At 45.3% G+C, this 24,958-nt stretch carries 20 protein-coding genes; 13 read left to right on the forward strand and 7 right to left on the reverse strand.

Annotation, left to right across the window (positions count from 1 at the left end):
- The first annotated feature begins 716 nt into the window (after positions 1 to 716).
- Positions 717 to 1,007 carry a GIY-YIG nuclease family protein gene (locus OCU36_RS03325; protein ID WP_261839032.1) on the forward strand — a complete coding sequence of 97 codons (291 nt, stop codon included), beginning with the start codon at positions 717 to 719 and terminating at the stop codon, positions 1,005 to 1,007.
- A 79-nt stretch (positions 1,008 to 1,086) separates the two neighbouring features.
- On the opposite strand, the gene nadK is transcribed toward OCU36_RS03325, so the two are convergent.
- Positions 1,087 to 1,971 carry an NAD(+) kinase gene (gene nadK, locus OCU36_RS03330; RefSeq protein WP_261839033.1) on the reverse strand — a complete coding sequence of 295 codons (885 nt, stop codon included), beginning with the start codon at positions 1,969 to 1,971 and terminating at the stop codon, positions 1,087 to 1,089.
- 143 nt (positions 1,972 to 2,114) lie between these two features.
- Between nadK and grpE the strand changes: the two genes are divergently transcribed.
- From grpE to dnaJ, 4 genes are all read left to right on the forward strand, one after another.
- Positions 2,115 to 2,696, forward strand: a complete 582-nt coding sequence (grpE, locus tag OCU36_RS03335; protein ID WP_261839034.1) for a nucleotide exchange factor GrpE — start codon at positions 2,115 to 2,117, stop codon at positions 2,694 to 2,696.
- Between the two features lie 388 nt (positions 2,697 to 3,084).
- Positions 3,085 to 4,356 (forward strand): dicarboxylate/amino acid:cation symporter, encoded by a 1,272-nt coding sequence (locus tag OCU36_RS03340; protein WP_261839035.1) that lies wholly within the window; start codon positions 3,085 to 3,087, stop codon positions 4,354 to 4,356.
- A 414-nt stretch (positions 4,357 to 4,770) separates the two neighbouring features.
- The gene (gene dnaK, locus OCU36_RS03345) at positions 4,771 to 6,684 is read left to right on the forward strand and encodes a molecular chaperone DnaK (RefSeq protein WP_261839036.1); all 1,914 of its coding nucleotides are present in this window, start codon (positions 4,771 to 4,773) and stop codon (positions 6,682 to 6,684) included.
- A 284-nt stretch (positions 6,685 to 6,968) separates the two neighbouring features.
- Positions 6,969 to 8,111 (forward strand): molecular chaperone DnaJ, encoded by a 1,143-nt coding sequence (gene dnaJ / locus OCU36_RS03350; protein WP_261839037.1) that lies wholly within the window; start codon positions 6,969 to 6,971, stop codon positions 8,109 to 8,111.
- Between the two features lie 208 nt (positions 8,112 to 8,319).
- Here dnaJ and OCU36_RS03355 read toward each other — a convergent pair whose 3' ends face one another.
- Positions 8,320 to 8,751: a type IV pilin protein gene (locus tag OCU36_RS03355; protein WP_290334690.1), complete on the reverse strand. Its 432-nt coding sequence runs from the start codon at positions 8,749 to 8,751 to the stop codon at positions 8,320 to 8,322.
- Between the two features lie 102 nt (positions 8,752 to 8,853).
- Between OCU36_RS03355 and OCU36_RS03360 the strand changes: the two genes are divergently transcribed.
- The 7 genes from OCU36_RS03360 to tadA all read left to right on the forward strand — a co-directional run bounded on the left by OCU36_RS03360 (position 8,854) and on the right by tadA (position 15,746).
- Positions 8,854 to 9,360, forward strand: a complete 507-nt coding sequence (locus tag OCU36_RS03360) for a GspH/FimT family pseudopilin (protein ID WP_261839038.1) — start codon at positions 8,854 to 8,856, stop codon at positions 9,358 to 9,360.
- A complete protein-coding gene (locus OCU36_RS03365) occupies positions 9,341 to 9,973 on the forward strand; it encodes a PilW family protein (RefSeq protein WP_261839039.1) in 633 nt (210 codons plus the stop codon). Before OCU36_RS03360 ends, OCU36_RS03365 begins: the two co-directional genes overlap by 20 nt.
- On the forward strand, positions 9,970 to 11,310 hold the full coding sequence (locus OCU36_RS03370) for a hypothetical protein (RefSeq protein WP_261839040.1): 1,341 nt from the start codon (positions 9,970 to 9,972) through the stop codon (positions 11,308 to 11,310). The genes OCU36_RS03365 and OCU36_RS03370 overlap by 4 nt, the downstream gene beginning before the upstream one ends.
- On the forward strand, positions 11,300 to 11,749 hold the full coding sequence (locus OCU36_RS03375; protein WP_261839041.1) for a prepilin-type N-terminal cleavage/methylation domain-containing protein: 450 nt from the start codon (positions 11,300 to 11,302) through the stop codon (positions 11,747 to 11,749). The genes OCU36_RS03370 and OCU36_RS03375 overlap by 11 nt, the downstream gene beginning before the upstream one ends.
- Before the next feature lie 301 nt (positions 11,750 to 12,050).
- On the forward strand, positions 12,051 to 13,613 hold the full coding sequence (locus OCU36_RS03380) for an AbgT family transporter (protein ID WP_261839042.1): 1,563 nt from the start codon (positions 12,051 to 12,053) through the stop codon (positions 13,611 to 13,613).
- Between the two features lie 172 nt (positions 13,614 to 13,785).
- Positions 13,786 to 15,075, forward strand: a complete 1,290-nt coding sequence (locus OCU36_RS03385; protein ID WP_261839043.1) for a hemolysin family protein — start codon at positions 13,786 to 13,788, stop codon at positions 15,073 to 15,075.
- Between the two features lie 68 nt (positions 15,076 to 15,143).
- Positions 15,144 to 15,746 carry a tRNA adenosine(34) deaminase TadA gene (gene tadA / locus OCU36_RS03390; protein ID WP_261839044.1) on the forward strand — a complete coding sequence of 201 codons (603 nt, stop codon included), beginning with the start codon at positions 15,144 to 15,146 and terminating at the stop codon, positions 15,744 to 15,746.
- A gap of 61 nt (positions 15,747 to 15,807) precedes the next feature.
- On the opposite strand, the gene OCU36_RS03395 is transcribed toward tadA, so the two are convergent.
- Complete coding sequence (locus OCU36_RS03395) at positions 15,808 to 15,942, reverse strand: hypothetical protein (protein WP_010438952.1); 135 nt, start codon at positions 15,940 to 15,942, stop codon at positions 15,808 to 15,810.
- A 311-nt stretch (positions 15,943 to 16,253) separates the two neighbouring features.
- Positions 16,254 to 17,822 carry a membrane-bound lytic murein transglycosylase MltF gene (mltF, locus tag OCU36_RS03400; RefSeq protein WP_261839045.1) on the reverse strand — a complete coding sequence of 523 codons (1,569 nt, stop codon included), beginning with the start codon at positions 17,820 to 17,822 and terminating at the stop codon, positions 16,254 to 16,256.
- Positions 17,823 to 18,151: 329 nt separating this feature from the next.
- On the opposite strand from mltF, the gene purL reads away from it, so the two are divergent.
- Complete coding sequence (gene purL, locus OCU36_RS03405) at positions 18,152 to 22,078, forward strand: phosphoribosylformylglycinamidine synthase (protein ID WP_261839046.1); 3,927 nt, start codon at positions 18,152 to 18,154, stop codon at positions 22,076 to 22,078.
- Between the two features lie 208 nt (positions 22,079 to 22,286).
- Here the strand turns inward: purL and dapD are convergent, their stop codons facing one another.
- The 3 genes from dapD to OCU36_RS03420 all read right to left on the reverse strand — a co-directional run bounded on the left by dapD (position 22,287) and on the right by OCU36_RS03420 (position 24,919).
- Positions 22,287 to 23,318, reverse strand: a complete 1,032-nt coding sequence (gene dapD / locus OCU36_RS03410; RefSeq protein ID WP_261839047.1) for a 2,3,4,5-tetrahydropyridine-2,6-dicarboxylate N-succinyltransferase — start codon at positions 23,316 to 23,318, stop codon at positions 22,287 to 22,289.
- A 317-nt stretch (positions 23,319 to 23,635) separates the two neighbouring features.
- A complete protein-coding gene (locus OCU36_RS03415) occupies positions 23,636 to 24,277 on the reverse strand; it encodes a MarC family protein (RefSeq protein ID WP_261839048.1) in 642 nt (213 codons plus the stop codon).
- A gap of 348 nt (positions 24,278 to 24,625) precedes the next feature.
- Positions 24,626 to 24,919: a YebG family protein gene (locus OCU36_RS03420; protein WP_046224544.1), complete on the reverse strand. Its 294-nt coding sequence runs from the start codon at positions 24,917 to 24,919 to the stop codon at positions 24,626 to 24,628.
- Positions 24,920 to 24,958 lie beyond the last annotated feature (39 nt).

The raw sequence follows: 24,958 nt of genomic DNA on the forward strand, positions 1-24,958 counted from the left end.
CCCTCTTGAGGATGACGTTGTTTGTTTTGCTGTAGTGGCGGTGAGTCAGAAGTGTCATTCCATAGAGTGACGAAGGAGTGAGTCGGGAATCTGTTTTCGCCTCGCTTTGAGAGCTCTCCAACTCTGTTGTTCTTCCCTCTTGAGGATGACGTTGTTTGTTTTGCTGTAGTGGCGGTGAGTTAGAAGTGTCACTCCATAGAGCGACGAGGGAGTGAGTCGGGAATCTGTTTTCGACTCGCTTCGAGAGATCCGCAACTCGGTCGTACCTCCCTCTCAGGAATGTCGTTGTTTGTCATGGTGTCGTGGCGGTGAGCTAGAAGTGTCATTCCATAGAGCGACGAAGGAGAGAGTAGGGAATCTGTTTTCGACTCGTTTTGAGAGATCCCCAACTCGGTCGTGCCTCCCTCTTGAGGATGACGTTGTTTGTTTGGGGGTAGTGGCGGTGAGCTAGAAGTGTCATTCCATAGAGCGACGAAGGAGTGAGTAGGGAATCTGTTTTCGACTCGTTTTGAGAGATCCGCAACTCGGTCGTACCTCCCTCTTGAGGATGACGTTGTTTGTTTTGCTGTAGTGGCGGTGAGCTAGAAGTGTCATTCCATAGAGTGACGAAGGAGTGAGTAGGGAATCTCCAAAGGCTTGGCATCTTAGTTCTTTTTTCAAACTTATTCGTCAGACACCCATCTATCATTGGTATTGCCTATGTTGAGATGGAAGGAATGGATGTGAAACAACCAGCGATATACATACTGGCTAACCCGTCGGGGAGCTGCTTATATATTGGCGTGACGAGTAATTTAAAAGCGCGAATATGGCAGCACAAAAATGGCAGTGTCGATGGATTTAGTAAGCGGTATAACATTGACCGTTTGGTCTACTTTGAGCTTTATCTCGATATCACAGACGCCATCAAAAGAGAGAAGCAACTGAAAAAGTGGAAGCGAGAATGGAAAGAGAATTTAATTGCGGAAACGAATCGTAGCTGGAGTGATTTATACGATCACTTTTGAGAGATTCCTGACTCGGTCGTGCCTCCCTCTCAGGAATGACAGAACAATCTATCTTGTTCTGTCATTTGTTATTCGGAGCTTAAAACAGCTTACTCGACCAACCGAGTTTGTTACGTAAGACGTGATAGTAGCTGTAGTCTTTAGGGTGGATCAGTTTGAGTACATTTGGGCTTTGGTAGATGTGAATCTCATCGCCGGGAGAAACTGGCAATGAAATTTGACCATCACAACTGACTTCCTGAGTTCCGCGGTTGTCCGGCGATACAATTAGCTTGATGTGACGCTTGCCATCCACCACAAGTGGTCGGCTTGAAAGGGTGTGCGGGAACATTGGCACTAAAGAGATAGCATTCAGGCTTGATGACAGAATAGGGCCGCCGCCAGAAAGTGAATAGGCGGTTGAACCTGTTGGGGTTGATACGATCAGGCCATCTGACCGTTGTGAGAAGGCGAAGCTGTCATCGATATACACTTCAAACTCGATCATGCGCGCGACTTGACCAGGGTGGAGCACGGCTTCATTGAGAGCCGCATTATGGCTTTTTATTTGGCCGTGACGATGTATCTCTGTTTCGAGTAGGAATCGCTCTTCTTCGACGAATTCTCCCTTAAGCACGTCGGTTAGCGCGCGCTGGAAGTTTTCAGGATTTAGGTCAGTTAGAAAGCCAAGGTTGCCTCGGTTAACACCAATCACTGAAATATCGAAACGTGACAAGATTCTCGCGGCACCGAGCATATTTCCATCGCCACCCACCACAATCGCGAGATCAGCCCGTTTACCTAATTCAACTAGGCTGGAAAAATGTTCTTGTGGGATATCATTCAAAATAGCGGAGAGCCGGTCGTCCACAAATACTTGATAACCCTCGGAACTTAACCACTGATAAAGCTCTCGGTGAGTCTGAATTGCTTGCTGATCTCGAGGTTTACCAATAATAGCGATGACTTCAAATGGCTTTTTCATAACGTTTCCAAACGAATTAGGCTTGAATCAAAATTCTTCATCCCCATAATAAAGGCAAGTTGAACGTCTATGCGAGTGTTTTATATCAATTTGGGGTGTAAACACACCTGTCACTGGCATTGAAAACGAATTCTGGAGAGATCATGAGCAACGAAGAAAACAAAGTCACTGAAGCAGAGCTAGATCAAATCATTGCAGAAGCAGAGAAAGTTGAAGAAGCTGAACTGAATGAAGAGTCTGTTGATGAGCAAGAAGCAAAAATTGCTCAACTAGAAGCAGCATTGCTTTCTAGCGAATCTAAAGTGAAAGAACAACAAGATTCTGTTCTTCGCGCAAAAGCTGAAGTTGAAAATATGCGTCGTCGCAGCGAGCAAGAAATTGACAAAGCGCGTAAATTCGCTTTGAACAAGTTTGCTGAAGGCCTGCTTCCTGTTATCGATAACCTTGAGCGCGCTATGCAAGCAGCAGACGCTGAGAATGAAGTGGTTAAGCCATTATACGAAGGTGTTGAACTTACGCATAAAACGTTCGTAGACACGGTTGCTAAGTTTGGTCTTAAAGAGATCAATCCTGAAGGTGAGGCGTTCAACCCTGAATTCCACCAAGCAATGTCGATTCAAGAAAGCCCTGATCACGAATCAAACACGGTGATGTTCGTGATGCAAAAAGGCTACGAGCTAAATGGTCGTGTCGTTCGTCCTGCAATGGTTATGGTTGCTAAATAATTACGTATTACGTTGCCAAGTGATTGATTGGCGCATTGACTGAGTAAGTTGCTACGACAAAATAAATCACGGGTTTACGTAAAATAAAAAGAGAGGCATCGGCCTCTCTTTTTTTGTGCCTATAGCTTGAGAGTCTATATAAATAAGCATCAAAATCGCATTGAGAATGTCATTATTTTTATTTTATCCAGATCAATAATTTGGAGCTTTATATTATGAAATTGGTTGTTAATGGCAATGTGTTTTAGTGTTGCGGTTGTAGTGTTTTTGTAAATAAGTGCTTTTAATTGTTACCTTTGTATGTAAGATTCACTGCGGTATGGCGATCTTAGTCGCACATATAACTATAAAAGTACAAATTTTAAACACAACAGACTGGAGAAGAACGATGGACAAATCGCTCTCAAGTAAGATTTTTGTAGGCTTGTTTACCGGCCTACTTATTGGTACTGCTATTCAGTACCTATTCAGCGGCATTGCTATTTTTGATACCTACTTACTCGGCACTGCTGAAGGGGCTGGTGGTATGTTCGTATCACTGATTAAGCTGCTCGTCGTACCTCTGGTATACGTATCTATTGTTTGCGGTATCGTTGAGCTCAAAGATATTCGTTCATTTGGTCGTCTTGGTGGTAAAACCTTTGGTCTTTACATTATTAATACCATCATTGCGATTTCAGCCGCGCTAACGATTGGTCTCATTTTTCAACCGGGTGCGGGTGCGAATCTGGCGGGCACGGTTTCTGAAACCGTTGCGCTGACCACAACAGAAACACCGGATATCTTCTCTCTGGTTGTGAATATCGTTCCTAGTAACCCTGTAGAAGCGTTCGCCAGCGGTGACATGCTGCAAATCATCTTTATGGCAATTTTGACCGGTCTTGCGATTCAAGCGCTTGATTCTCGTGGTGGCCCAGCGATTAAGACCTTTAAGATGGCTAATGAAATCATGATGAAGCTTATCGGTTTGGTAATGAGCCTTGCACCTTACGGTGTATTCGCGCTGATGATTCAACTGGGTGCAACACTGGATGCAGACACGCTAATGTCAGTTGCTGGCTATGTGGCGCTTGTGGTTACTATGCTTGTGTTCTGGATTTTCTTCTTCTACCCAATGATGGTAGGGGCATTCACTCGCATTTCTCCAAAGCAGTTCTTACGTGCAACTCGTGAGCAGGTTCTATTTTCACTATCGACGGCAAGTTCGAATGCGACCATTCCAGTAACCATGCGTACGTTAACTGACAAATTGAACGTATCGAAGTCAGTGGCAGGTTTCGGGGTGCCACTTGGTGCAACCATGAACATGTCTGGTGTCTCTATCTATATCGCATTAGCAACGATGTTCGTAGCTAACGCCTTTGGTCAGCCAATCAATACTGCTGACATCTTCACTCTAGGTCTAACTATCTTGTTACTGTCTATCGGTGCTGGTGGTGTTCCTGGCGGTGGTGTTGTTATGGTCGGGGTTCTATTGCACCAACTAGGCTTGCCACCAGAAGGTCTAGCGATTGTGGCGGCTGTTGACCGTATTTGTGACATGTTCTGTACTTCTTCCAACGTTGTTGGTGATACTGCGGTTAACACTATCGTTGCGAAAACGGAAGGCGAAATTGGTAAAGAAGAAGTGGAAGTAGAAGCGAAACCAGTAGAAGCTTAATCTTCAAACTATCCAAAGCTAAAAGCGAGCCCAAGGGTTCGCTTTTTGTTTTAAACGACTTATAGGTCATTCCATAGAGCGAAGAATGAGCGAGTAGGGAATCTCTAAAAATTATCTATATTGCTGTTTGAGATCCCCAACTCGTTCGTGCCTCGCTCTTGAGGATGAAAGATAACTTCGAGAGTGAGGTTGAAATGCACCTAGGTGCAATTTAGTCGCATTTCCCGACAATCTTTTTTCATTTTTTTTCAATCTTTCCCTTGAAAAGCCATTTGCCGCCCTTATCTATGGTGCATACGAAAGCAAATTACATTTGCACTTTAATTTTGTGTATTAGGGTTGATTCCCTGATTACCACCCCCACATATGTGGGTATAGCAAAAACTTAATAGAAAATATTTCGGAGATGGCCTGATGGGTAAAATCATTGGTATTGATTTAGGTACTACTAACTCTTGTGTTGCTGTTCTTGACGGCGACAAACCACGCGTAATTGAAAATGCTGAAGGCGAACGCACAACTGCATCAGTAATCGCATACACAGAAGGCGAAACGCTAGTTGGTCAACCTGCGAAACGTCAAGCTGTTACTAACCCTCAAAACACACTATTCGCTATCAAGCGTCTAATCGGTCGTCGTTTTGAAGATGAAGAAGTTCAACGCGATATCGAAATCATGCCTTTCAACATCATTAAGGCTGATAACGGTGATGCATGGGTTGAAGCGCAAGGCCAAAAAATGGCTGCTCCTCAAGTATCTGCTGAAGTTCTTAAAAAGATGAAGAAAACAGCTGAAGACTTCCTAGGCGAAGAAGTAACTGGCGCAGTAGTAACGGTTCCTGCTTACTTTAACGATGCTCAACGTCAAGCAACTAAAGATGCTGGCCGTATCGCTGGTCTAGATGTTAAACGTATCATCAACGAACCAACTGCTGCTGCTCTAGCTTACGGTCTAGACAAGCAAGGTGGTGATCGCACTATCGCTGTATACGACCTTGGTGGTGGTACATTCGATATCTCTATCATCGAAATCGATGAAGTAGAAGGCGAGAAGACTTTCGAAGTTCTTTCAACTAACGGTGACACTCACCTTGGTGGTGAAGATTTCGATAACCGCATGATCAACTACCTAGTTGATGAGTTCAAGAAAGAGCAAGGTATCGACCTTAAAACTGATCCACTAGCAATGCAGCGTGTGAAAGAAGCAGCAGAAAAAGCGAAAATCGAGCTTTCTTCTACTACTCAAACTGACGTAAACCTACCTTACGTTACGGCTGATGCGACTGGTCCTAAGCACATGAACATCAAAGTGACTCGTGCGAAGCTTGAGTCTCTAGTTGAAGACCTAGTTCAACGTTCTCTTGAGCCATTAAAAGTAGCTCTAGCAGATGCTGACCTATCTGTAGGCGAAATCACTGACGTTATCCTAGTTGGTGGTCAGACTCGTATGCCTATGGTTCAAGCTAAAGTAACTGAATTTTTCGGTAAAGAGCCACGTAAAGACGTGAACCCTGACGAAGCTGTTGCAATGGGTGCGGCTGTTCAAGGTGGTGTACTAGCGGGTGACGTTAAAGACGTTCTACTACTAGACGTTACTCCTCTATCTTTCGGTATCGAAACGATGGGCGGCGTGATGACTAAGCTTATCGAGAAAAACACAACTATCCCTACTAAAGCGGATCAAGTGTTCTCTACAGCTGAAGACAACCAAAACGCAGTAACTATCCACGTTCTTCAAGGTGAGCGTAAGCAAGCGACTTACAACAAGTCTCTTGGTCAGTTCAACCTAGAAGGTATCCAACCAGCACCACGTGGCATGCCACAAATCGAAGTAACATTCGACCTAGATGCTGATGGTATCCTGAATGTATCTGCTAAAGATAAAGCGACGGGTAAAGAGCAGAAGATCACTATCCAAGCATCAGGCGGCCTGTCTGAGGAAGAGATCGAAGCAATGGTACAAGAAGCAGAAGCTAACAAAGAAGCGGACAAAAAGTTCGAAGAGCTAGTAACTGCACGTAACCAAGCTGACCAAATGATTCACGGTACTCGTAAGCAAGTAGAAGAAGCTGGTGAAGCTCTACCTGCAGACGAGAAAGAGAAGATCGAAGCGGCTATTACGGCACTAGAAGAAGTTAAGTCTGGTAACGACAAAGAAGCTATCGACGCTAAAGTTCAAGAACTTATGCAAGCCGCTCAAAAGCTAATGGAAATTGCTCAACAACAAGCTCAAGCACAGCAAGCTGGCGCTGAAGCGGGTGAGCAACCTAAGCAAGACGACGACGTTGTTGACGCTGAGTTTGAAGAAGTTAAAGACGACAAAAAATAATTTCGTTGCAGAGTAGCCTAATTTCGTTGTCGGAAGTGCTCACCTACTAACGTAGGCTCCGCGCTTCCACTTAGGACTCAAGCTATCTGCTTAGAAATTTGTCTCAAAGACTTATTAATACGGGCGTCAGAGGTAACTCTCACGCCCGTAAATTTGTATTTAGACTTGTCGATCTAGATAATAGCTTTATTCGGTGATTCAGCCGGCAGAACTTTTATCTAGATTGATACACAGACTACTGAAGTGATCATTCGGTAGTAGCAATTATTTTGGTGACCAAGAACATGTCAAAACGTGATTTTTACGAAGTATTAGGCGTAAGCCGCGATGCATCAGAGCGCGATATTAAAAAAGCGTACAAACGCTTAGCGATGAAGTTTCACCCGGATCGTAACCAAGGTGACGATATCTCAGCCGATAAGTTTAAAGAAGTAAAAGTAGCGTACGAGACCTTAACCGATCCTCAAAAGAAAGCTGCTTATGACCAGTACGGTCACGCTGCTTTTGAACAAGGCGGTATGGGCGGCGGTGGTTTTGGCGGCGGCCAAGGTGATTTTGGCGATATTTTCGGTGACGTATTTGGTGACATCTTCGGCGGCGGTCGTCGAGGTGGTGGTCAAGCGCGTGCACAACGTGGTTCCGATTTACGTTACAACATGGAACTGACGCTAGAAGAAGCGGTTCGTGGTGTTTCTAAAGAGATCGAAGTACCAACACTGGTTGAGTGTGATATTTGTGATGGTAGCGGCGCGAAGAAAGGTTCTTCTGCGCAAACTTGTGGCACTTGTCATGGCCATGGTCAAGTACAAATGCGTCAAGGTTTCTTCGCGGTTCAACAGACTTGTCCTACTTGTAACGGTAAAGGCAAGATCATCAAGGACCCATGTAACTCTTGTCACGGTCAAGGTCGTAAACAGAAAACCAAAACACTTAACGTTAAGATCCCAGCAGGTGTTGATACTGGTGATCGCATTCGTCTATCTGGCGAAGGCGAAGCCGGTGAACATGGCGCACCAGCAGGCGACCTATACGTACAAGTACATGTAAAAGAGCACAACATCTTTGAACGTGACGGTAACAACCTTTACTGTGAAGTGCCTGTCAGCTTCTCTATGGCAGCTTTGGGCGGTGAAGTGGAAGTTCCAACCCTGGATGGTCGCGTGAACCTTAAAGTGCCAGAAGAGACACAAACGGGCCGTATGTTCCGTATGCGTGGCAAAGGCGTGAAAGGTGTTCGTGGCGGTGGTGTGGGTGACTTAATCGTTAAGCTAGTGGTTGAAACACCGGTTAAGCTAAGCTCTCGTCAAAAAGAGCTACTGCGTGAATTTGAAGATACCTGTGGTGGTGAAGCGGCAAGCAAGCATAAGCCAAAGTCTGAAGGCTTCTTCAGCGGTGTTAAAAACTTCTTCGATGACCTAACTAAGTAATCAATGCAGTACTTGGTAACTCGTTAAGCTAATTCTTAGAGTTATTGATAACATTAGAAAGCCTGCTCATGTAGCAGGCTTTTTTGTGTCTATAGATTAGAGAACAACAAGATTAGAGAACAAGATGACGAGAGAAAAAGGGGTTTAAAGCATAAAGAACGGAGATTATTGTAGATAAGATCTCACGTCTTTTTGATGGTTTGGCTCGTTACCTCCAACACGCTTCTGGTTGTGACATACCTGAGTGGTGTAATTCCAAAATATCGGTGTTTGAATCTAAGCAGTTATCTTTGGTTTGTGGTGAAAGTGGTTCAGCCTGAATCGAATAGGTGGTGCTACTCGCCGAGATCGCAAGTGTGTATCGGCGAGTATCAGTCGCGCAAAACAAGCATGTCCCGCCTGAAATTATATTCGCTGCTGCCGATGCGTAACTTCCCGAATATAAGGTTTCTATCTCTAATTGAATTTTTGTCATGTCAGCTAACGCGGTAACTCGGTGTGCCTTGATAACATGGCTAGTATAGCTTGGATACGCAATGGCACCGAGTATCCCTACGATGATGACGGCGATCAATAATTCGATCAATGTCATTCCTTTCATACTTAAGTTGTTGTTGTTGCATTTCTTTATTCGAATCATCGCGAGTAGTTTCCTTTCATCACTCTGTCTATTTTTCTCTGGTGATAGCATCAGAGCAAGACTAAATACGGTTACGCATTGGATTACATAGGAATTTGGGAAATGACTCGCGGGTTTACTTTATTAGAGCTGTTAATCACGGTATTGGTGTTATCGATACTGATCGTTGCGGCTGCCCCGAGTTTTAGTTCGGTAACTGAAACCGTCAAGATGCAGCGACTCGCGGGTGAGTTGAATGGTTTTCTTATTCAGGCCAAGTCTGAATCGGTCAACAGGAATCAAGATCTGTGGGTGCATTTCTCTATGGAAAAGAACACGGTGCAATCAACCGGAGAGTGGACGGTTTGGTTAAAGCCTACCGAGGATCTTTCTGGTGAAACTTTATTGGTGTTGTCGGGTAAGCCGTTTCGTGATGTTTCTTTTTCTCACAACTACACCGGAGAGCGCATCTCTTTTGAGAGTGTTAGAGGAAGGCCAAGCAGAGGGACGATTTATCTCTTTCCGAATGGCGCATCAAACGATCGACTGCTGATCAAGTTATCTAGCCCTCCGGGGCGAATTAAGGTTTGCGGCGAATCGAGTGCGCAGTATGGCTATGATGCGTGTTAAGGCGATAGCGGTCGCGCCTAGCAAACAACAAGGTGCATCATTGATTGAATTGATGGTGGCTGCTGTGATTGGCGTGTTCGCCATTTCGATCATTGGCAGTGTGTTCATCACTGGGCAGAGAATAGCCAAAGATAAGGGGATTGAATTATTACTGCTGCAAAACCTCACCAGTACCATGCAGGTCATGAAGGAAGATATCCAACGAGCGGGCTATGATGGTTCAAACGGTCATTCAATCAAGTTGTCCGGTGCAAGTCATACCATCCAAGTGAGTGGCGGTAGTGCGGTAGGTTTTGTCTATTACCGTGAAGGTTCTAGCAGCAATAAAAATTACCGGAATATCGTTTATCAAAAAAAGGGCACTAAGCTGCAAATATGTGAAAAAGGCACACAGGTTTCAGCTGGTCTTCCTTCTTTCAATGAAGTCACCGGGTGTTATTCGTTGTTTGATGACAGTCTCATCGAAGTGGATGAACTCGATATCCACTCGCAGGTATTAGAGAAAAATGCGATTAAAACAACACTCACAGAGATCAGTATTGCGGCTTCAATTCCAACCGCAGGTGTCTCCAAATCGATTTCAGTGACGGTTAAACAAAGGAACTGGCAATGATGACCTTCACAAAACAGTGTGGTGTAGTGACGTTATTGATTACGTCGGTGCTTTTAATGGCGGCTTTAGTGGTGACGTTAGGCACGTACCGTAGTGTTTTTCATCAAATTAAAGTGGCTCAAAATGAGGTGGAAGGGCGTAAAGCTCATTGGTTAGCTGAAGGTGGTTTAGAGTGTACTTATTCCTATTTACGGGAACTTGATAAAACCATTTTAGAGATCAAAGAGGCCAGTACACGCCCAGCCCACTTTTCAGATTGGTGCTCCCCTTATGATAATCAACCCCAAATCACCATCTCTGATAGTGTGACGGCTAAGGCTTATATCGTGAGATCGTCGAAGAGGACACAATCACTTTATAAGACAATAAAAGAAACCTCTCAGCTAGGCCGTGGGGCTATCCAGTCGACAGGCCCTATTGAACTCATTGGCACTCTGAGTCTGAAACCTACAGTAAAGGAAGAACCGATCAGAGGTAATGAATATGAATGCGTGAGTGTTACTTTTGCTGATCTTTTAACTTATCAATACGATTCTGTACATGGTGATTCAGGGCAATCGTTAGGATTAGAAGTCCTTGATCCAAGTGCGGATGGTCCGTTCTCTGGTTTTGATGGTGTGTGTGATAGCGACTATAAAACAGCGATCCCTAAAGCCAGTTCGGGAAGTCGTTATTCAATCTATGCTCCTGATTCCTATCAAGGAACCAATCCGCCGCCGTTCAAAAAAGACTTTAATCCTGATCCGAATATGAACCCGTTTTATACCTTCTTTGGTATGGCTAAGACGGATCAAAATATTGTGGACCTTTCTCAAGATACTGAACTCTTTAAACACACCATATTGACTAACGCGACAGACTGCGCAACGGAAATTATGGATCACTTTACTTTGGGACAAACCCAAGGTCTGTGGATTGAAGGTAATTGCTATGTTGATACCGCGGTTGTCGCGACAAACAATCAATCACAGCTGTTGGTGATTCAAGATGGTGCGCTCGCGTTGAGGGGGGCGATGACATACAACGGTGTGATTTATCATTTGGTCGATTATCAAAAGAGCCATGTTAAAACTCGTATCGATAACTTCTGGAAGACCCTTGCTGCTCCGAACGTATTCGCGCCTTTTATCAAAGACATCGACGACGCCAGTGTGGTTAAAAAAAGTGTCGGGATTCAATTTGCTTCTGGTTTACCTTCCGGTGGCCTTATCTTTGATTCGCCACAGGGGGTAACGACCATTGTGGGTGACATGGATTTGGATTTTCGTGCTGAGTCTAATCCAAGTGACCCACCTTCGAGTTATCAATGGAAGCGAGGATCATGGAATGATTTTTAATCAGCGAGGCTTTAGTTTGATAGAGGTGCTGATCTCTTTTCTGCTCATCGGAGTGGCGTCACTTGGGTTGGTTAAATTGCAGGTTTATGTCGAGCAAAAGTCAGAGTTTGCGATTCAAAGCATCGAAGCACTGCACTTTGCTGAAAGGCAGATGGAATTTTATCGAACTCGAGTATCGGAGATGAGTGGGGCGGTTGGGTTAATCCCTTTTTCCGATCTCAACCAAGCCCGTTATTGTCTCAATTCGACAAATTCAGCGCCCTTGTCAGGGTTATCCGGCTCAGATTATGCGATGACATGTGAAGTGACCAATGCTGATGATGCTTTATCGGGAGCTTTAAAAAATATTACGGTCACCATGACATGGCAAGATCGCATGAACCGTGCACAAAACATTCGCCTAGAGACCATGCTCTCTAAATACAGTGAGTTTGATTAAGCAACCAAGCAAACGTTTACTGGATACGAAGGCTCCCCCCCTCCTTTTTTATTGATATTTCTCTGTTCTCGGACATTGTTTGCAAGGTGGTTAATGGGATGTATAGGGTATGGTGTGCTTTGTGTTTTTATATTGTTGTGGTTGCATTGTATTTTTGCAAAATATGTCTCCATTTATGGAAAATAGTGCGGGTTCTTGTGCTTTTTAATGGTGGTTTTAATAGAATATGTGCTGTGCCAATAGGTCATGGTCCAAATGTATATTCGGCCTAAATAAAAACAACATCACATATGGAGTTCCAATGAGTAGTCAAGCCGTAAAAAAAGCCCCATCGACTGAGAATATCAGTGGTATGGATCGCTTTCTAAACTTCATTGAACGCGCCGGAAACAAAATTCCAGATCCCGCTCTGCTCTTTTTTTGGGGGCTTATTATTGTCTGGGTATTATCGGCAGTACTTTCACGTTTTACTTTTGATTTGATTCATCCTGTATCTGGCGAAGCCATTGTCGTTTCGAACTTATTGACGGGTGAGGCCTTTGCGAGCTTTTTAGCGAATATGGTGACTAACTTTACTGGGTTTGCACCTCTTGGAATCGTACTGGTTGCTATGCTAGGTGTTGGTGTTGCTGAAGCTTCAGGCTTTATTAATACCGGACTGAAAAAGATGCTCAACGTGACTCCAGCGAAGCTACTAACGCCGATGCTTATCTTAGTCGCGATTGTGTCTCACACTGCTGCAGATGCCGGTTACGTGCTGGTTATTCCTCTTGGTGGTATCATTTTCCATGCTGCGGGGCGTCACCCTCTAGCGGGTATTGCTGCGGCCTTTGCGGGTGTATCCGGTGGCTTTGCCGCGAACTTCTTGCCATCAGGTATTGATCCTCTTTTGGCTGGCTTTACACAAGAAGCCGCTCAAATTCTTGACCCAAATTACATAGTAAACCCTCTTTCCAATATCTTTTTTACCGGTTTATCTTCTCTATTAATTGTATCGATTGGTTGGTACGTCACGGATAAGATTATTTCACCACGTCTTGCGAAAACGGCGATTGATGAAGATGCAGAAGAAGCGCCAGATATGGGGTCATTTACTGAAATTGAAAGTAAGGCTTTTTCTCGCGCGGGTTGGGCTATGCTTGCTGGTATTGCAGCTTTGGTTGTTGCTTTAGTACCTGAAAGCTCACCACTTCGTTCTCCAGCGGGGGAAATTACGTCTTTTAATGCGCCAATTATGCAATCTATTGTGCCGCTTATCTTCATCCTGTTTATCATTCCAGGGGTGGTTTACGGCCGTATTGTTGGGACTTTTAAAGCGAGCGACGACATCATTAAATCGATGTCTGCAACCATGGCTACTATGGGAAGCTTTATGGTAATGGCTTTCTTTATTGCTCAGTTCTTGGTGGCTTTCTCTCAATCTAACTTGGGTACATTACTGGCGTTGTCGGGTGCTCAGTTATTGCAAGCGATGAATCTACCCGGGCAAGTGACGATTGTTGGTATGATTTTACTTACCGCATTTGTTAACTTATTGGTCGGTTCGGCTTCTGCTAAGTGGGCGCTGATTGGTCCTATTATGGTTCCAATGCTGATGGCTGTGGGTATTTCTCCTGAGCTGACTCAAGCGGCGTATCGTGTCGGGGATTCAGTGTCTAATATCATTTCTCCGATGATGGTTTTCTTCCCGTTAGTGGTTGTTTACATGCAGCGTTACGTGAAGGGTTCAGGCATTGGTTCACTCGCTTCTATGATGATGCCATACTCGATTGCAATGCTAATCGGTTGGTCTCTCTTCTTGCTGGCTTACTGGGCTCTTGGTATCCCACTGGGTATCCAAGCTCCTTACACTTACACGATGTAAGCAAAGTAAGTCTGAAAAGTAAGTCAGATAAAACCATCGAAGCCCGCACTGAAATGTGCGGGTTTTTTTTGCAAATTTTTGCTACTTTTTTTATATCCAAGATAAAGGTACTCAGCTTATACTCCGCCTTACGGCTAATTGTTGGCCGGTAAAATTAGGAAATCCAATCCACATGAAAATTCTGCTTTTAGTAGGGTTAATTGTTTTAAATGGTCTGTTTGCCATGTCAGAGATTGCACTGGTAGCAGCAAAAAATAGTCGGCTGAAACGCTTAGCTGAAAAACATCGCTCGGCTCAGGTTGCCCTTGAGCTCAAAGAAAATCCAACACGCTTCCTTTCAACCATTCAAATCGGTATTACGGTCATCGGTCTACTCAGCGGTATTGTAGGTGAAGCGACGTTATCGGCTCCACTGGCAGTTCAACTGGAGCTTTGGGGTTTAGACCCAACACAAGCGAATATCTTGTCTACTGCGGTTGTCGTGGTGGGGATTACCTATTTCGCGATTGTTGTGGGTGAGCTCGTGCCAAAACGTTTTGCTCAATCTCAAGCCGAAAATATTGCTGTGCTAGTGGCTCTACCCATCTTTTGGTTATCTAAAATTGCGACGCCATTTGTGTTTGCGTTGTCGGCTTCAACCGAGGGCATTCTTAAATTGATGGGGCGTAGCGGTGAAGAAGACAGTGTGACAGAAGATGATATTCATGCACTCGTGAAAGAGGGCTCTGAATCTGGCGTAATTGAGCGTGGTGAGCAAGAGATGATTCGCAATATATTGCAGTTGGATGATCGTCTTGTGAGCTCGTTAATGACCCCGCGAAGAGAAGTCGACTTTTTGGATATCGAGCAACCTGTTGATCAGATATTCAAGAAATTACGTTCATCAAAGCACAGTGTCTTCCCATTGTGCCAAGAACACCTCAATAAAGTGGTCGGTACGGTGTCAGCTAAAGCCTTGCTGAATCAAGCGGGCAATTTAAGTATTCAAGTTATCATGGGGCTGTCGAGATCCCCAATCTATGTTCCAGAGTCGATGAAGGCGCTGCGCTTACTGAGTTACTTTAAAGAGTCAGGGGCTGAGATGGCGTTCATCGTTGATGAATATGGTGACGTACAAGGCTTGGTCACTCATTACGACATTCTTGAAGCGATTGCTGGTGAGTTATCGAATAACCCTAAAGATCTTTGGACGGAGCAAGTAGAAGGCGGATTGCTAGTGGATGGGTTAATCCCTCTCAGTGAACTGAAGAACCGTTTAGAGCTGGCCGATTTTGAAGGTGAAAGCGAGAGTTTCCAGACCTTGAATGGCCTTGTGACTTGGTTGATAGGGCGTTTACCTGATGCTGGTGAAGTTGTTCAATATCAGCAGTGGCAGTTTGAGGTCATCTCCGTTGAAAATAACCGTATTGTGAGTGTTAAAGCGACCCCTATCGTCAGTGATTTAGACGATACTGTTGGTTAACGATTTAACGAACAAGCCATCGTTATTGTTCATCATCTCTTTATTGTTCATTATTACGAAGATTAGGTATGCTTTATGGCATACCTATTTTTGTTCTTATCCTTTGTATTCTGGAGTTTCCTTTGTCAGACCATCAATTCAGCCCTCAAGATGAAATCTTCATGCGACGCGCCATCGAGGTCGCCAAGCAAGCAGAGAAAGAGGGAGAGGTTCCGGTTGGAGCGGTGTTGGTCAAAGATGGAGCCATTATAGCGGAAGGGTGGAACCGTTCGATTGGCAGCCACGATGCCACAGCACATGCTGAAATCGAAACTTTGCGTAAAGCAGGTCAAACCTTAGAAAATTATCGCTTACTTGATACCACGTTATACGTCACGCTTGAACCTTGCCCTATGTGTGCTGGAGCTTTGTTGCATAGCCGCGTAAAACGGATCGTATTTGGTGCGCCGGATTTAAAAGCTGGGGCGGCGGGGACGGTATTGAATCTCTTCGAAAGCCAAGCTTCATACCATTATGCTGATGTTGAGCATGGTTTGTTGGAAGAAGAGTGCCGAGGACAGTTGCAGGCCTTTTTTAAGCGTCGTAGAAATGAGATAAAAGAGAAAAGGAAGCAAGACCGTTTGTTGGAAGCGCAGCGTTTAGAAGCAGACAAGGTCAGTAACAAGAGATAGCAACGAGCTTTCGGCACTCTCAATGATAAGAGTGCTAAGCAAACGTACTTGGTCATTATATTTACTCAGCAATCATCTGCATGAAAGCACGGTTGCGCCAAATGATTTTTTTCTTATTATTTGAAAGCATACGCTTACGACGGTTGGCGGCAACGGTCTTATCAAGGCGTTTCGATTTCAGTTTGTTCTTCATCATTTCAACGATTTCCTCTTGGTCGTTTGGCTTGTTAACTATGGCTTCAGTTGTAACTATGGCTTCAGTTGTAATTATTGGCGGATTGGTTCTAAGCGTTTTGCTGAGAACTTAATATTGCCTTTCTCAGCCGCTCTCATACTGAATGCAATCAAGCATCCTCTCGTTTGTGGAGTGCTGTTATAACGTTGAATGGTTACTGCAATATGACACCTCAAATTTAACGGTCACTCTGTTATTGAGTCTCTCAACGCTCACCAGTCTCTCGGGAATAAAAAAAAAGAGCAATGCGAAATGGCATTGCTCTTTTTTATTTATTTGGAAGACTCAGCGTTGTTGATTGCGGATTCAGCTGCATTGATTGTCGATTCAGCGCCAGAGGTTTCTAAAGGTGGAATAACCACTAAACCTTCAAGGTTGACCTCTTGGTCTTTATTGCGCTTATTGACATGACCAATAATACTTTGGTAATAACGGCGAATATTTTCTACGTAGTTCCTCGCTTCATCACCACGAGCGTAACCGTAACGGGTGTAGCGGTAGTATTTTCGCTGTTTTAACAGCGGCAGTCGGTCTTTTACGTCTCCCCACGCATCCGGGTCACCACCTTGTGCTTTGGTTATACGTCGAGCATCCATCATATGTCCATAACCCACATTATATGAGGCGAGGGCGAACCAGATTTTTTCATGTTGATCAATAGAGTCAGGAACTCGATTGACAATACGACGCAGGTATTCGACGCCACCTTGTACCGACTGTTTCGGATCAAGACGATTGGTTACACCGACACTTTTCGCCGTCGGTAGCGTCAACATCATCATGCCACGAACACCTGTTGGAGAGCGCGCGACAGGGTTCCAATGCGACTCTTGGTAGGCCAAAGCGGCAATCAAACGCCAGTCAAATTCTTGCGAGTACTGTTGAAATAGCGGCGACCATTTTGGCAGTTTGCTGTCCAGTGCTCGAATAAAGGCACGGGTGTCAACGTAGTCAAAGGTACCAATGTGACCGATGTATTTCTCTTCTAGTGAGGCTAGCTCACCCGATTGTTTTAGATTGCCGAAAAACTCAATCAGCAACGCATACAGGCTTTCATCTTCAGACTTCTGTAAGTACCAAGAGATCGGTTGATCTTCAGTTAACTCAAACGCTAACGCAACGTCAGGGTATAAACGCTGCGCCAGAGACAGTTCGATAGAATCAGCCACGGTAAATAAGCGCTCACCGGTCGAGACTTCTTTGAGTAGGTCATTGATATCTGCGTTCTCTACCGCGTCATAGATAAAGTCATTATGGGTGTTCTGTAGCTCTTTGAGTGTCGGTTCAAAGTGAGAGTCTTTGACCACAACCAAAGAGGGGGTCAGTGTTTCACTCGATATGGCTCCTTCGGACTCTGCGTGTTTCTTTGCAAACTTAGCCTGACGCTTATTTTCAAACTTAATCAGTTGCTTGAGGTTTCTTGGTCGCCAATGCCCCTTTTTATACACGACTTGTTGGCTGACATAATAATAAGCGGGCGCGGCGCGATAGACACGTGTCAGGTCGCTATTTTGTGTTAACCCTGTTGCGATGAGATCGATTTCACCTTTCTTTAAGGCGGGGAATAGATCGGATAGGCGATATGCAGGCCTAACCTCAAGTTTGACACCAAGCTCTTGTGAAAACTCACGAGCCAACTCGTAATCCAAACCTGCTGGGCCATCAGGACCAATGTAATAGGATAGTTGATTGTTTAGAGTGCCGACACGAAGCACACCGCGTTCTTGTATCTGCTCAAGGACACTTTTGGGATCAGATTCAATCTGGCACCCCGTTATCCCCAACAGAGCGATAACAAGCAGAAGGAATTTAGACGAAAAGGCGAGCGTAAATTTAGGCATCAAAATGAAATCTCAAAAAGTGGAAGCCCCTTTATACCAAACCCCGCAAGACTGGCAAAGCAGGTTTAATTAAACAGAGGTAAAAGTGCGGATAAATGCAGTAAAAGTGGCATTTATACAGAAAGATAAAAAAAATAACGCAAACGGTTGCTTTTGGTGTTACGTCACAAAAAGAAATGCTTTATAATGCGCTCGCATTGAAGAGGTGGGATCGGCATAGGTTTGGCAACCTTCGGGAATAGCTTCGAAGAAAACAGTTAGGTTGTTCCTATAACCCACTGAATTTATTCCAATACTACCTTAATCAACTGCATAAGAGACCTAAGCACATGAGAATTTTGCGTGGCTCCCCAGCTCTATCTGAGTTTCGTGTTAACAAGCTTTTAGAGCTTTGTCGTGAATTAAGCTTGCCTGTTACAGGTATTTACGCTGAGTTTGCCCACTTTGCTGATCTAACGGCAGACCTAGATGAGTCTGAAGTTGAGAAGCTAGAAAAGCTACTGACTTACGGTCCAACGATTGAAGAGCATGAACCAGAAGGTTTACTGCTACTTGCAACGCCACGCCCTGGCACTATCTCGCCTTGGTCTTCAAAATCAACAGATATCGCACACAACTGTGGACTGGCTAAAGTGTCACGTCTAGAGCGCGGTACTGCTTTCTACATTGAAACCTCTGCTGAACTTTCTGAACTTCAACTTGTTGAGCTAAAAGCCATTCTACACGATCGTATGATGGAAGTGGTTTTCACTGACTTCGAATCAGCGGCGGCGCTGTTCACGGTGGCTGAACCGGCCCCTTATACCGAAGTTGATCTACTGGCTGGCGGACGTAAAGCGCTTGAAAAAGCAAACGTTACCCTAGGTCTTGCACTTGCAGAAGATGAGATTGATTACCTGCTTGAAAGCTTCACTGAAAAACTCGAACGTAATCCGACTGACATTGAATTGATGATGTTTGCACAAGCGAACTCTGAACACTGTCGTCATAAAATCTTTAACGCTGATTGGACTATCGATGGCGTTAAGCAAGAAAAATCATTGTTCAAGATGATTAAAAATACGTTTGAAGTCACCCCTGATAACGTACTGTCGGCTTACAAAGATAACGCAGCAGTCATGACGGGTTCTGAAGTGGGTCGTTTCTTCCCAGATCCAGAAACTCGCCAGTACAACTACCATCAAGAGAAAACACACATATTGATGAAAGTTGAAACGCACAACCACCCAACGGCGATTTCTCCATGGCCGGGTGCATCAACAGGTTCAGGCGGTGAAATCCGTGATGAAGGCGCAACCGGTATTGGTGGTAAGCCAAAAGCGGGTCTTGTGGCGTTCTCTGTATCTAACCTTAAGATCCCGAACTTTGTTCAACCTTGGGAAACTGACTTTGGCAAGCCAAGCCGTATCGTTACTGCTCTGGATATCATGCTTGAAGGTCCTCTTGGTGGCGCGGCATTCAACAACGAATTTGGTCGTCCAAACCTACTTGGCTACTTCCGTACTTACGAAGAGAAAGTCAACTCTCACGCCGGTGAAGAAGTGCGTGGTTACCACAAACCAATCATGCTGGCTGGTGGTCTTGGTAACATCCGTGATGAGCACGTTCAGAAGAAAGAGATCCCAGTAGGAGCAAGCCTAATCGTTCTTGGCGGTCCTGCGATGAACATCGGCCTTGGCGGCGGTGCGGCATCTTCAATGGATTCGGGTTCTTCTTCTGAAGATCTTGATTTCGCTTCTGTACAACGTGAAAACCCAGAAATGGAGCGTCGTTGTCAGGAAGTGATCGACCGTTGTTGGCAGCTAGGTGATGCGAACCCAATCGCATTCATCCACGATGTGGGCGCGGGTGGTATCTCGAATGCACTTCCTGAGCTAGTAGACGATGGTGAGCGTGGCGGTATCTTCAACCTACGTGATGTACCAAACGATGAGCCGGGCATGAGCCCACTTGAGATCTGGTGTAACGAATCTCAAGAGCGTTACGTAATGGCCGTTGCTGATAAAGACATGGCAACATTCGACGCGATTTGTAAGCGTGAACGTGCACCATACGCAGTGGTGGGTAAAGCAACGGAAGAGCGTGAACTTAAACTAGAAGATTCACACTTCGACAACACGCCAATCGACATGCCAATGGACATCCTGTTAGGTAAAACGCCTAAGATGCACCGTGACGCGAAAACGCTAAAAGCAAACAACCCTGCGATTGACCGTTCTGGCATCGAAATGAACGAAGCGGTTGACCGTGTTCTTCGCCTACCAACAGTCGCAGAGAAAACATTCCTTATCACCATCGGTGACCGCTCGGTAACAGGCCTTGTCGCTCGTGACCAAATGGTTGGCCCATGGCAGGTTCCTGTTGCTAACTGTGCGGTAACGGCAGCAAGCTATGACTCTTACCACGGTGAAGCGATGTCTCTTGGTGAGCGTACGCCAGTGGCATTGCTAGACTTCGGCGCATCGGCTCGCCTAGCGGTTGGTGAAGCAATCACAAACATCGCAGCGACTAACATCGGCGATATCAAACACATTAAACTGTCGGCGAACTGGATGTCTCCAGCGGGTCACCCCGGTGAAGATGCCGGTCTTTACGAAGCGGTGAAAGCCGTCGGTGAAGAATTATGTCCAGCACTGGGTCTAACTATCCCTGTGGGTAAAGACTCAATGTCGATGAAGACTAAGTGGGAAGAGAATGGCGAGCAGAAAGAAGTCACGTCTCCGCTATCTCTTGTTATCACTGCGTTCGCACGTGTTGAAGACGTTCGTAAGACGATTACGCCTCAACTGCGCACTGACAAAGGTGACACTTCACTGGTTCTTATCGACCTAGGTAACGGCAAAAACCGTCTAGGTGCGACAGCACTTGCACAGGTTTACAAGCAGCTTGGTGATAAGCCAGCAGACGTAGACAACGCAGCGCAACTAAAAGGTTTCTACGAAGGTGTTCAAGCACTGGTAGCGAACGATCAAGTTGTCGCTTACCACGATAAAGGTGACGGTGGTCTATTGGTAACGCTAGCAGAAATGGCGTTCGCAGGTCACTGTGGTATTAATGCTGATATTGCGGCGCTTTTATCTGCATCAGAGAATAGCGAAGATACGCTTGCGGCACTATTCAACGAAGAGCTCGGTGCTGTCATCCAAGTGCGTAACGATGATTTAGATGCGGTTCTTTCTACTCTTGCGGCTCATGGCCTAGATACGTGTTCACACGTAATTGGCAGCGTTGTTGGTGAAGGGGAAGCGTCTGATGAGCTAGTGATTAAGTCTGGTGAGTCTGTAGTAATTGAACGTAACCGTACTGAACTACGTACTATCTGGGCTGAAACCACGCACAAGATGCAAGGTCTACGTGATAACCCAGTATGTGCAGACCAAGAACACGAAGCGAAGAAAGACAACTCAGACCCAGGTCTGAACGTGAAACTGAGCTTTGACGTAAACGAAGATATCGCTGCTCCTTATATTAATAAAGGCGCGAAACCTAAAATGGCGATTCTACGTGAGCAGGGTGTTAACTCTCACGTTGAAATGGCAGCAGCATTTGACCGTGCAGGCTTCGAAGCAACCGACATTCACATGAGCGATATCCTCACGGGTCAAGCAGTTCTAGAAGAGTACAACGGCCTTGTGGCTTGTGGTGGTTTCTCTTACGGTGACGTACTAGGCGCGGGTGAAGGTTGGGCTAAGTCGGTTCTGTTTAACGATTCGACTCGTGACCAGTTTGAAAACTTCTTCAAACGTGAAGATACCTTCTCTCTCGGTGTGTGTAACGGTTGTCAGATGTTGTCAAACCTGCGTGAACTTATCCCGGGTGCAGAGTACTGGCCACGTTTTGTTCGCAATGAATCTGAGCGTTTCGAAGCGCGTTTCAGCCTAGTTGAGGTTCAGAAGTCTGACTCTGTCTTCTTCAACGGCATGGAAGGCTCTCGTATGCCAATCGCCGTTTCTCACGGTGAAGGCCGCGTAGAAGTGCGTGACAACGACCACCTAAACGCGATAGAAAACTCAGGTACGGTTGCTCTTCGTTACGTTGATAACAACGGTAACCCAACGCAGCAATACCCGAACAACCCGAACGGTTCACCAAACGCTATCACGGGTTTAACGACGACAGATGGCCGCGTGACTATCATGATGCCGCACCCAGAGCGTGTATTCCGTACCGTTGCAAACTCTTGGTCTCCAGAAGGTTGGGGCGAGAATGGCGCTTGGATGCGTATGTTCCAAAACGCACGTAAGAATGTGGGTTAATCACTTTCTTACTAGCCGCATTAATCTAGGCTAGGTTATGCAAAAATGAAAAGCGCAGATCGAAAGGTCTGCGCTTTTTTATCGTCTATTGCTTTTTCGGCGGCTTTCTGATGAAAAAAAGCCGCTGGATTTAACCCCAACGGCTTTATATGTTCTAGCATCTAGCATCTAGCATCTAGCATCTAGCATCTAGCATCTAGCGCTTAGATTAGTTGTTGCTGTGTAGCTCGCTGTTCAGTTCAATAGCAGACTTGTTTGCAATACATTCGATTTGGCCAGTCACAGAGTTACGACGGAACAGCAGATCAGAAACGCCAGCGAGGTCGCGAGCTTTGATGATTTCTACTTCGTTGCCTTCTTTATCTAGCATACGAACCTTAGTACCCGCAGTCACGTAAAGACCAGACTCAACCGTGCAACGGTCGCCCATAGGGAAGCCAAGACCCGCGTTTGCACCTAGTAGGCAGTTTTCGCCGATAGAGATAACCATAGTACCGCCACCAGACAGAGTACCCATGATCGAAGCGCCGCCGCCGATGTCTGAACCGTTACCGACAACAACACCTGCAGAGATACGACCTTCAACCATGCTCACGCCAGTTGTACCAGCATTGAAGTTGATGAAACCTTCGTGCATGACTGTTGTGCCTTCGCCCACATGTGCGCCAAGACGAACACGAGAGGTGTCAGCAATACGAATACCTGTTGGTACCACGTAATCGACCATTTTAGGGAACTTGTCTACGCAATCTACAGACAGAGCGCGACCCGCAAGGCGAGCTTCGATTTGACGCTCAGCTAGCTCTGGAAGATCGATAGGGCCTTCGTTTGTCCATGCGATGTTGTGCAGTAGACCGAAGATGCCGTCCAGTACCGTACCGTGTGGTTGTACTAGGCGGTTAGAGATAAGTTGTAGCTTGAGGAACCCTTCAGCCACTGATGCTGGCTTGTCGTCCGTTGCAAGAATAACCAGCACAAGTGGCTGTTCAGACGCTGCCGCTTTTTCTGCGAAGGATGCATTAGCTGCATCATCGTTTGCTGCGAATGCTTTCGCCAGTTCTGCGCTTTGTGCAGCAGAGATTTCGATAGCTTGGTTGCCTTCAGTGTAACCTGCAACTTCACCAATCGCTGAGACTAAAGCGTCGCTTGGGTTGAGATGTGGGTTAGGGAAGAACGCTTCAATGATTTTATTGTCGCGATTTTTGGTTGCCGTACCGAAGGCTAGTGAAAAGTAAGCCATGTTGAATCTCCATGTGTTGAGTCTTGATTTTGCTATTTATAACAATGGCTCAAATAAAAAGCGTTGCCGTTAGCAAAGTTAATTTAATGACATTCATCATAAAGAGAGCGCCCTCGTTATGAAAGGGCGCATTGGGATAAAGTCTGTAAAATGATATTGCTTGTCTTTTAAGAGATAGTTTCTCGAAATGAGAAATGAGAAATGAGAAATGAGTGCTGACAGGTACACTTGTTATCGAACGGAGCCACGATCATCGTCTTACAGAACGACTATCGCCTCACGGGCTCCTTATCTTGGTACTTTTATGACTAGCACCTCTAAATAAAGAGCGCTTTATAAGCCTGCTCTATCCCTTCAATTAACATCTGCATACCGATAACGGCAAGGATCAACCCCATCATTCGGGTTATCACATTTAATGCACTTGGGCCGACAGCTTTCACGAAGCGTTCGCCAAACACAAACAGCACGTAGGTTAAGGTACACAGTAGGCCAAAGGCGACGATGGTAATGACGGTTTCGTAAATCCCCTCTGTACTCGCAAAATTCATCGCGGTAGCAATGGTGCCAGGGCCAGCCAGTATCGGCATAGCGAGTGGTGATACGGCGATACTGAGTGCGGCATCTTGTTGAGCGTCTGAGTTGACCTTCTCTTTTGCCTTCGAGTGTGTTGAGTCACCTTGCAGCATGTGAAAGCCAATCAAGAACACTAGGATCCCGCCTGTGATGCGAAGTGCGTAAAGTGTGATACCAAACAGGTCGAAGATCAGTTTGCCAGAAATGGCAAAAGTACTGACGATGATAAAAGCGAGTAGTACTGAGCGGAAAGCGATCGATTTTACCGTTTCTCTATCATTATCACCGGTTAATCCGAGAAAGATTGGTGTATTGGCGACAGGGTTCATAATAGCAAAGAAGCCCATGAACACGGTAATGGTATGAATGATGAGCTCTTTCATATTATTCCTTCGAAAAGATTCAGTTAAATACCGATGGCTTGTGTATTTAATCTTAGTGACAAATCATCTTTAGACATAGATAGTAGAGCAATAGTGGATAAAAAACAGCCAACATAAGGCGGGCTCTTTGGTTTTAGTGATAGGCGTAGCGTTTTGGTCTTCCGCTAGGATCGATTAACGGTTTTTTTCGGTAGGTTCAGGCATTTCCCGCTTGTTGTTCGGCGCTTTGAGATTCGCTAATGTCGTCGTTAGCATGAGCTCATCATATCAATGAAGTATAAAAAAACGCCAATAACGGACTCTGATGGGAGAGGTTATTGGCGTTTTTTAGAGAAAGGTATCAGCTAGTTATGCTGCATCTTCTTCTGCATCTTCAACAGCTTCAAGCTTCTTCGCTTTTTTCGGAGCGGGTTTGCGCTTAGCACCTAATGCGTAAAGCACTTCTTCTTTGTTCTTCGCTAGATACATAGCAAGTTCTTCTTGCTTGCCTTCATCTTCAACTAAATCGCTTTTGCTTAACAGTTCAAAAAGCTCATCAGCCATATCCAGCATTTTGTCGTATGCGTCAGCTTCGGCTTTAGAGGTAAAAGTCATTTTCTCTTCTCCGTTGCGTTCCACCACGTACTTGACGATAACAGCCATGGTTAATCCTCTAAGTTTGATAAATTTTACTGGCTTTTT

Source organism: Vibrio artabrorum, assembly GCF_024347295.1.
GTDB classification, from domain to species: Bacteria; Pseudomonadota; Gammaproteobacteria; order Enterobacterales; family Vibrionaceae; genus Vibrio; species Vibrio artabrorum.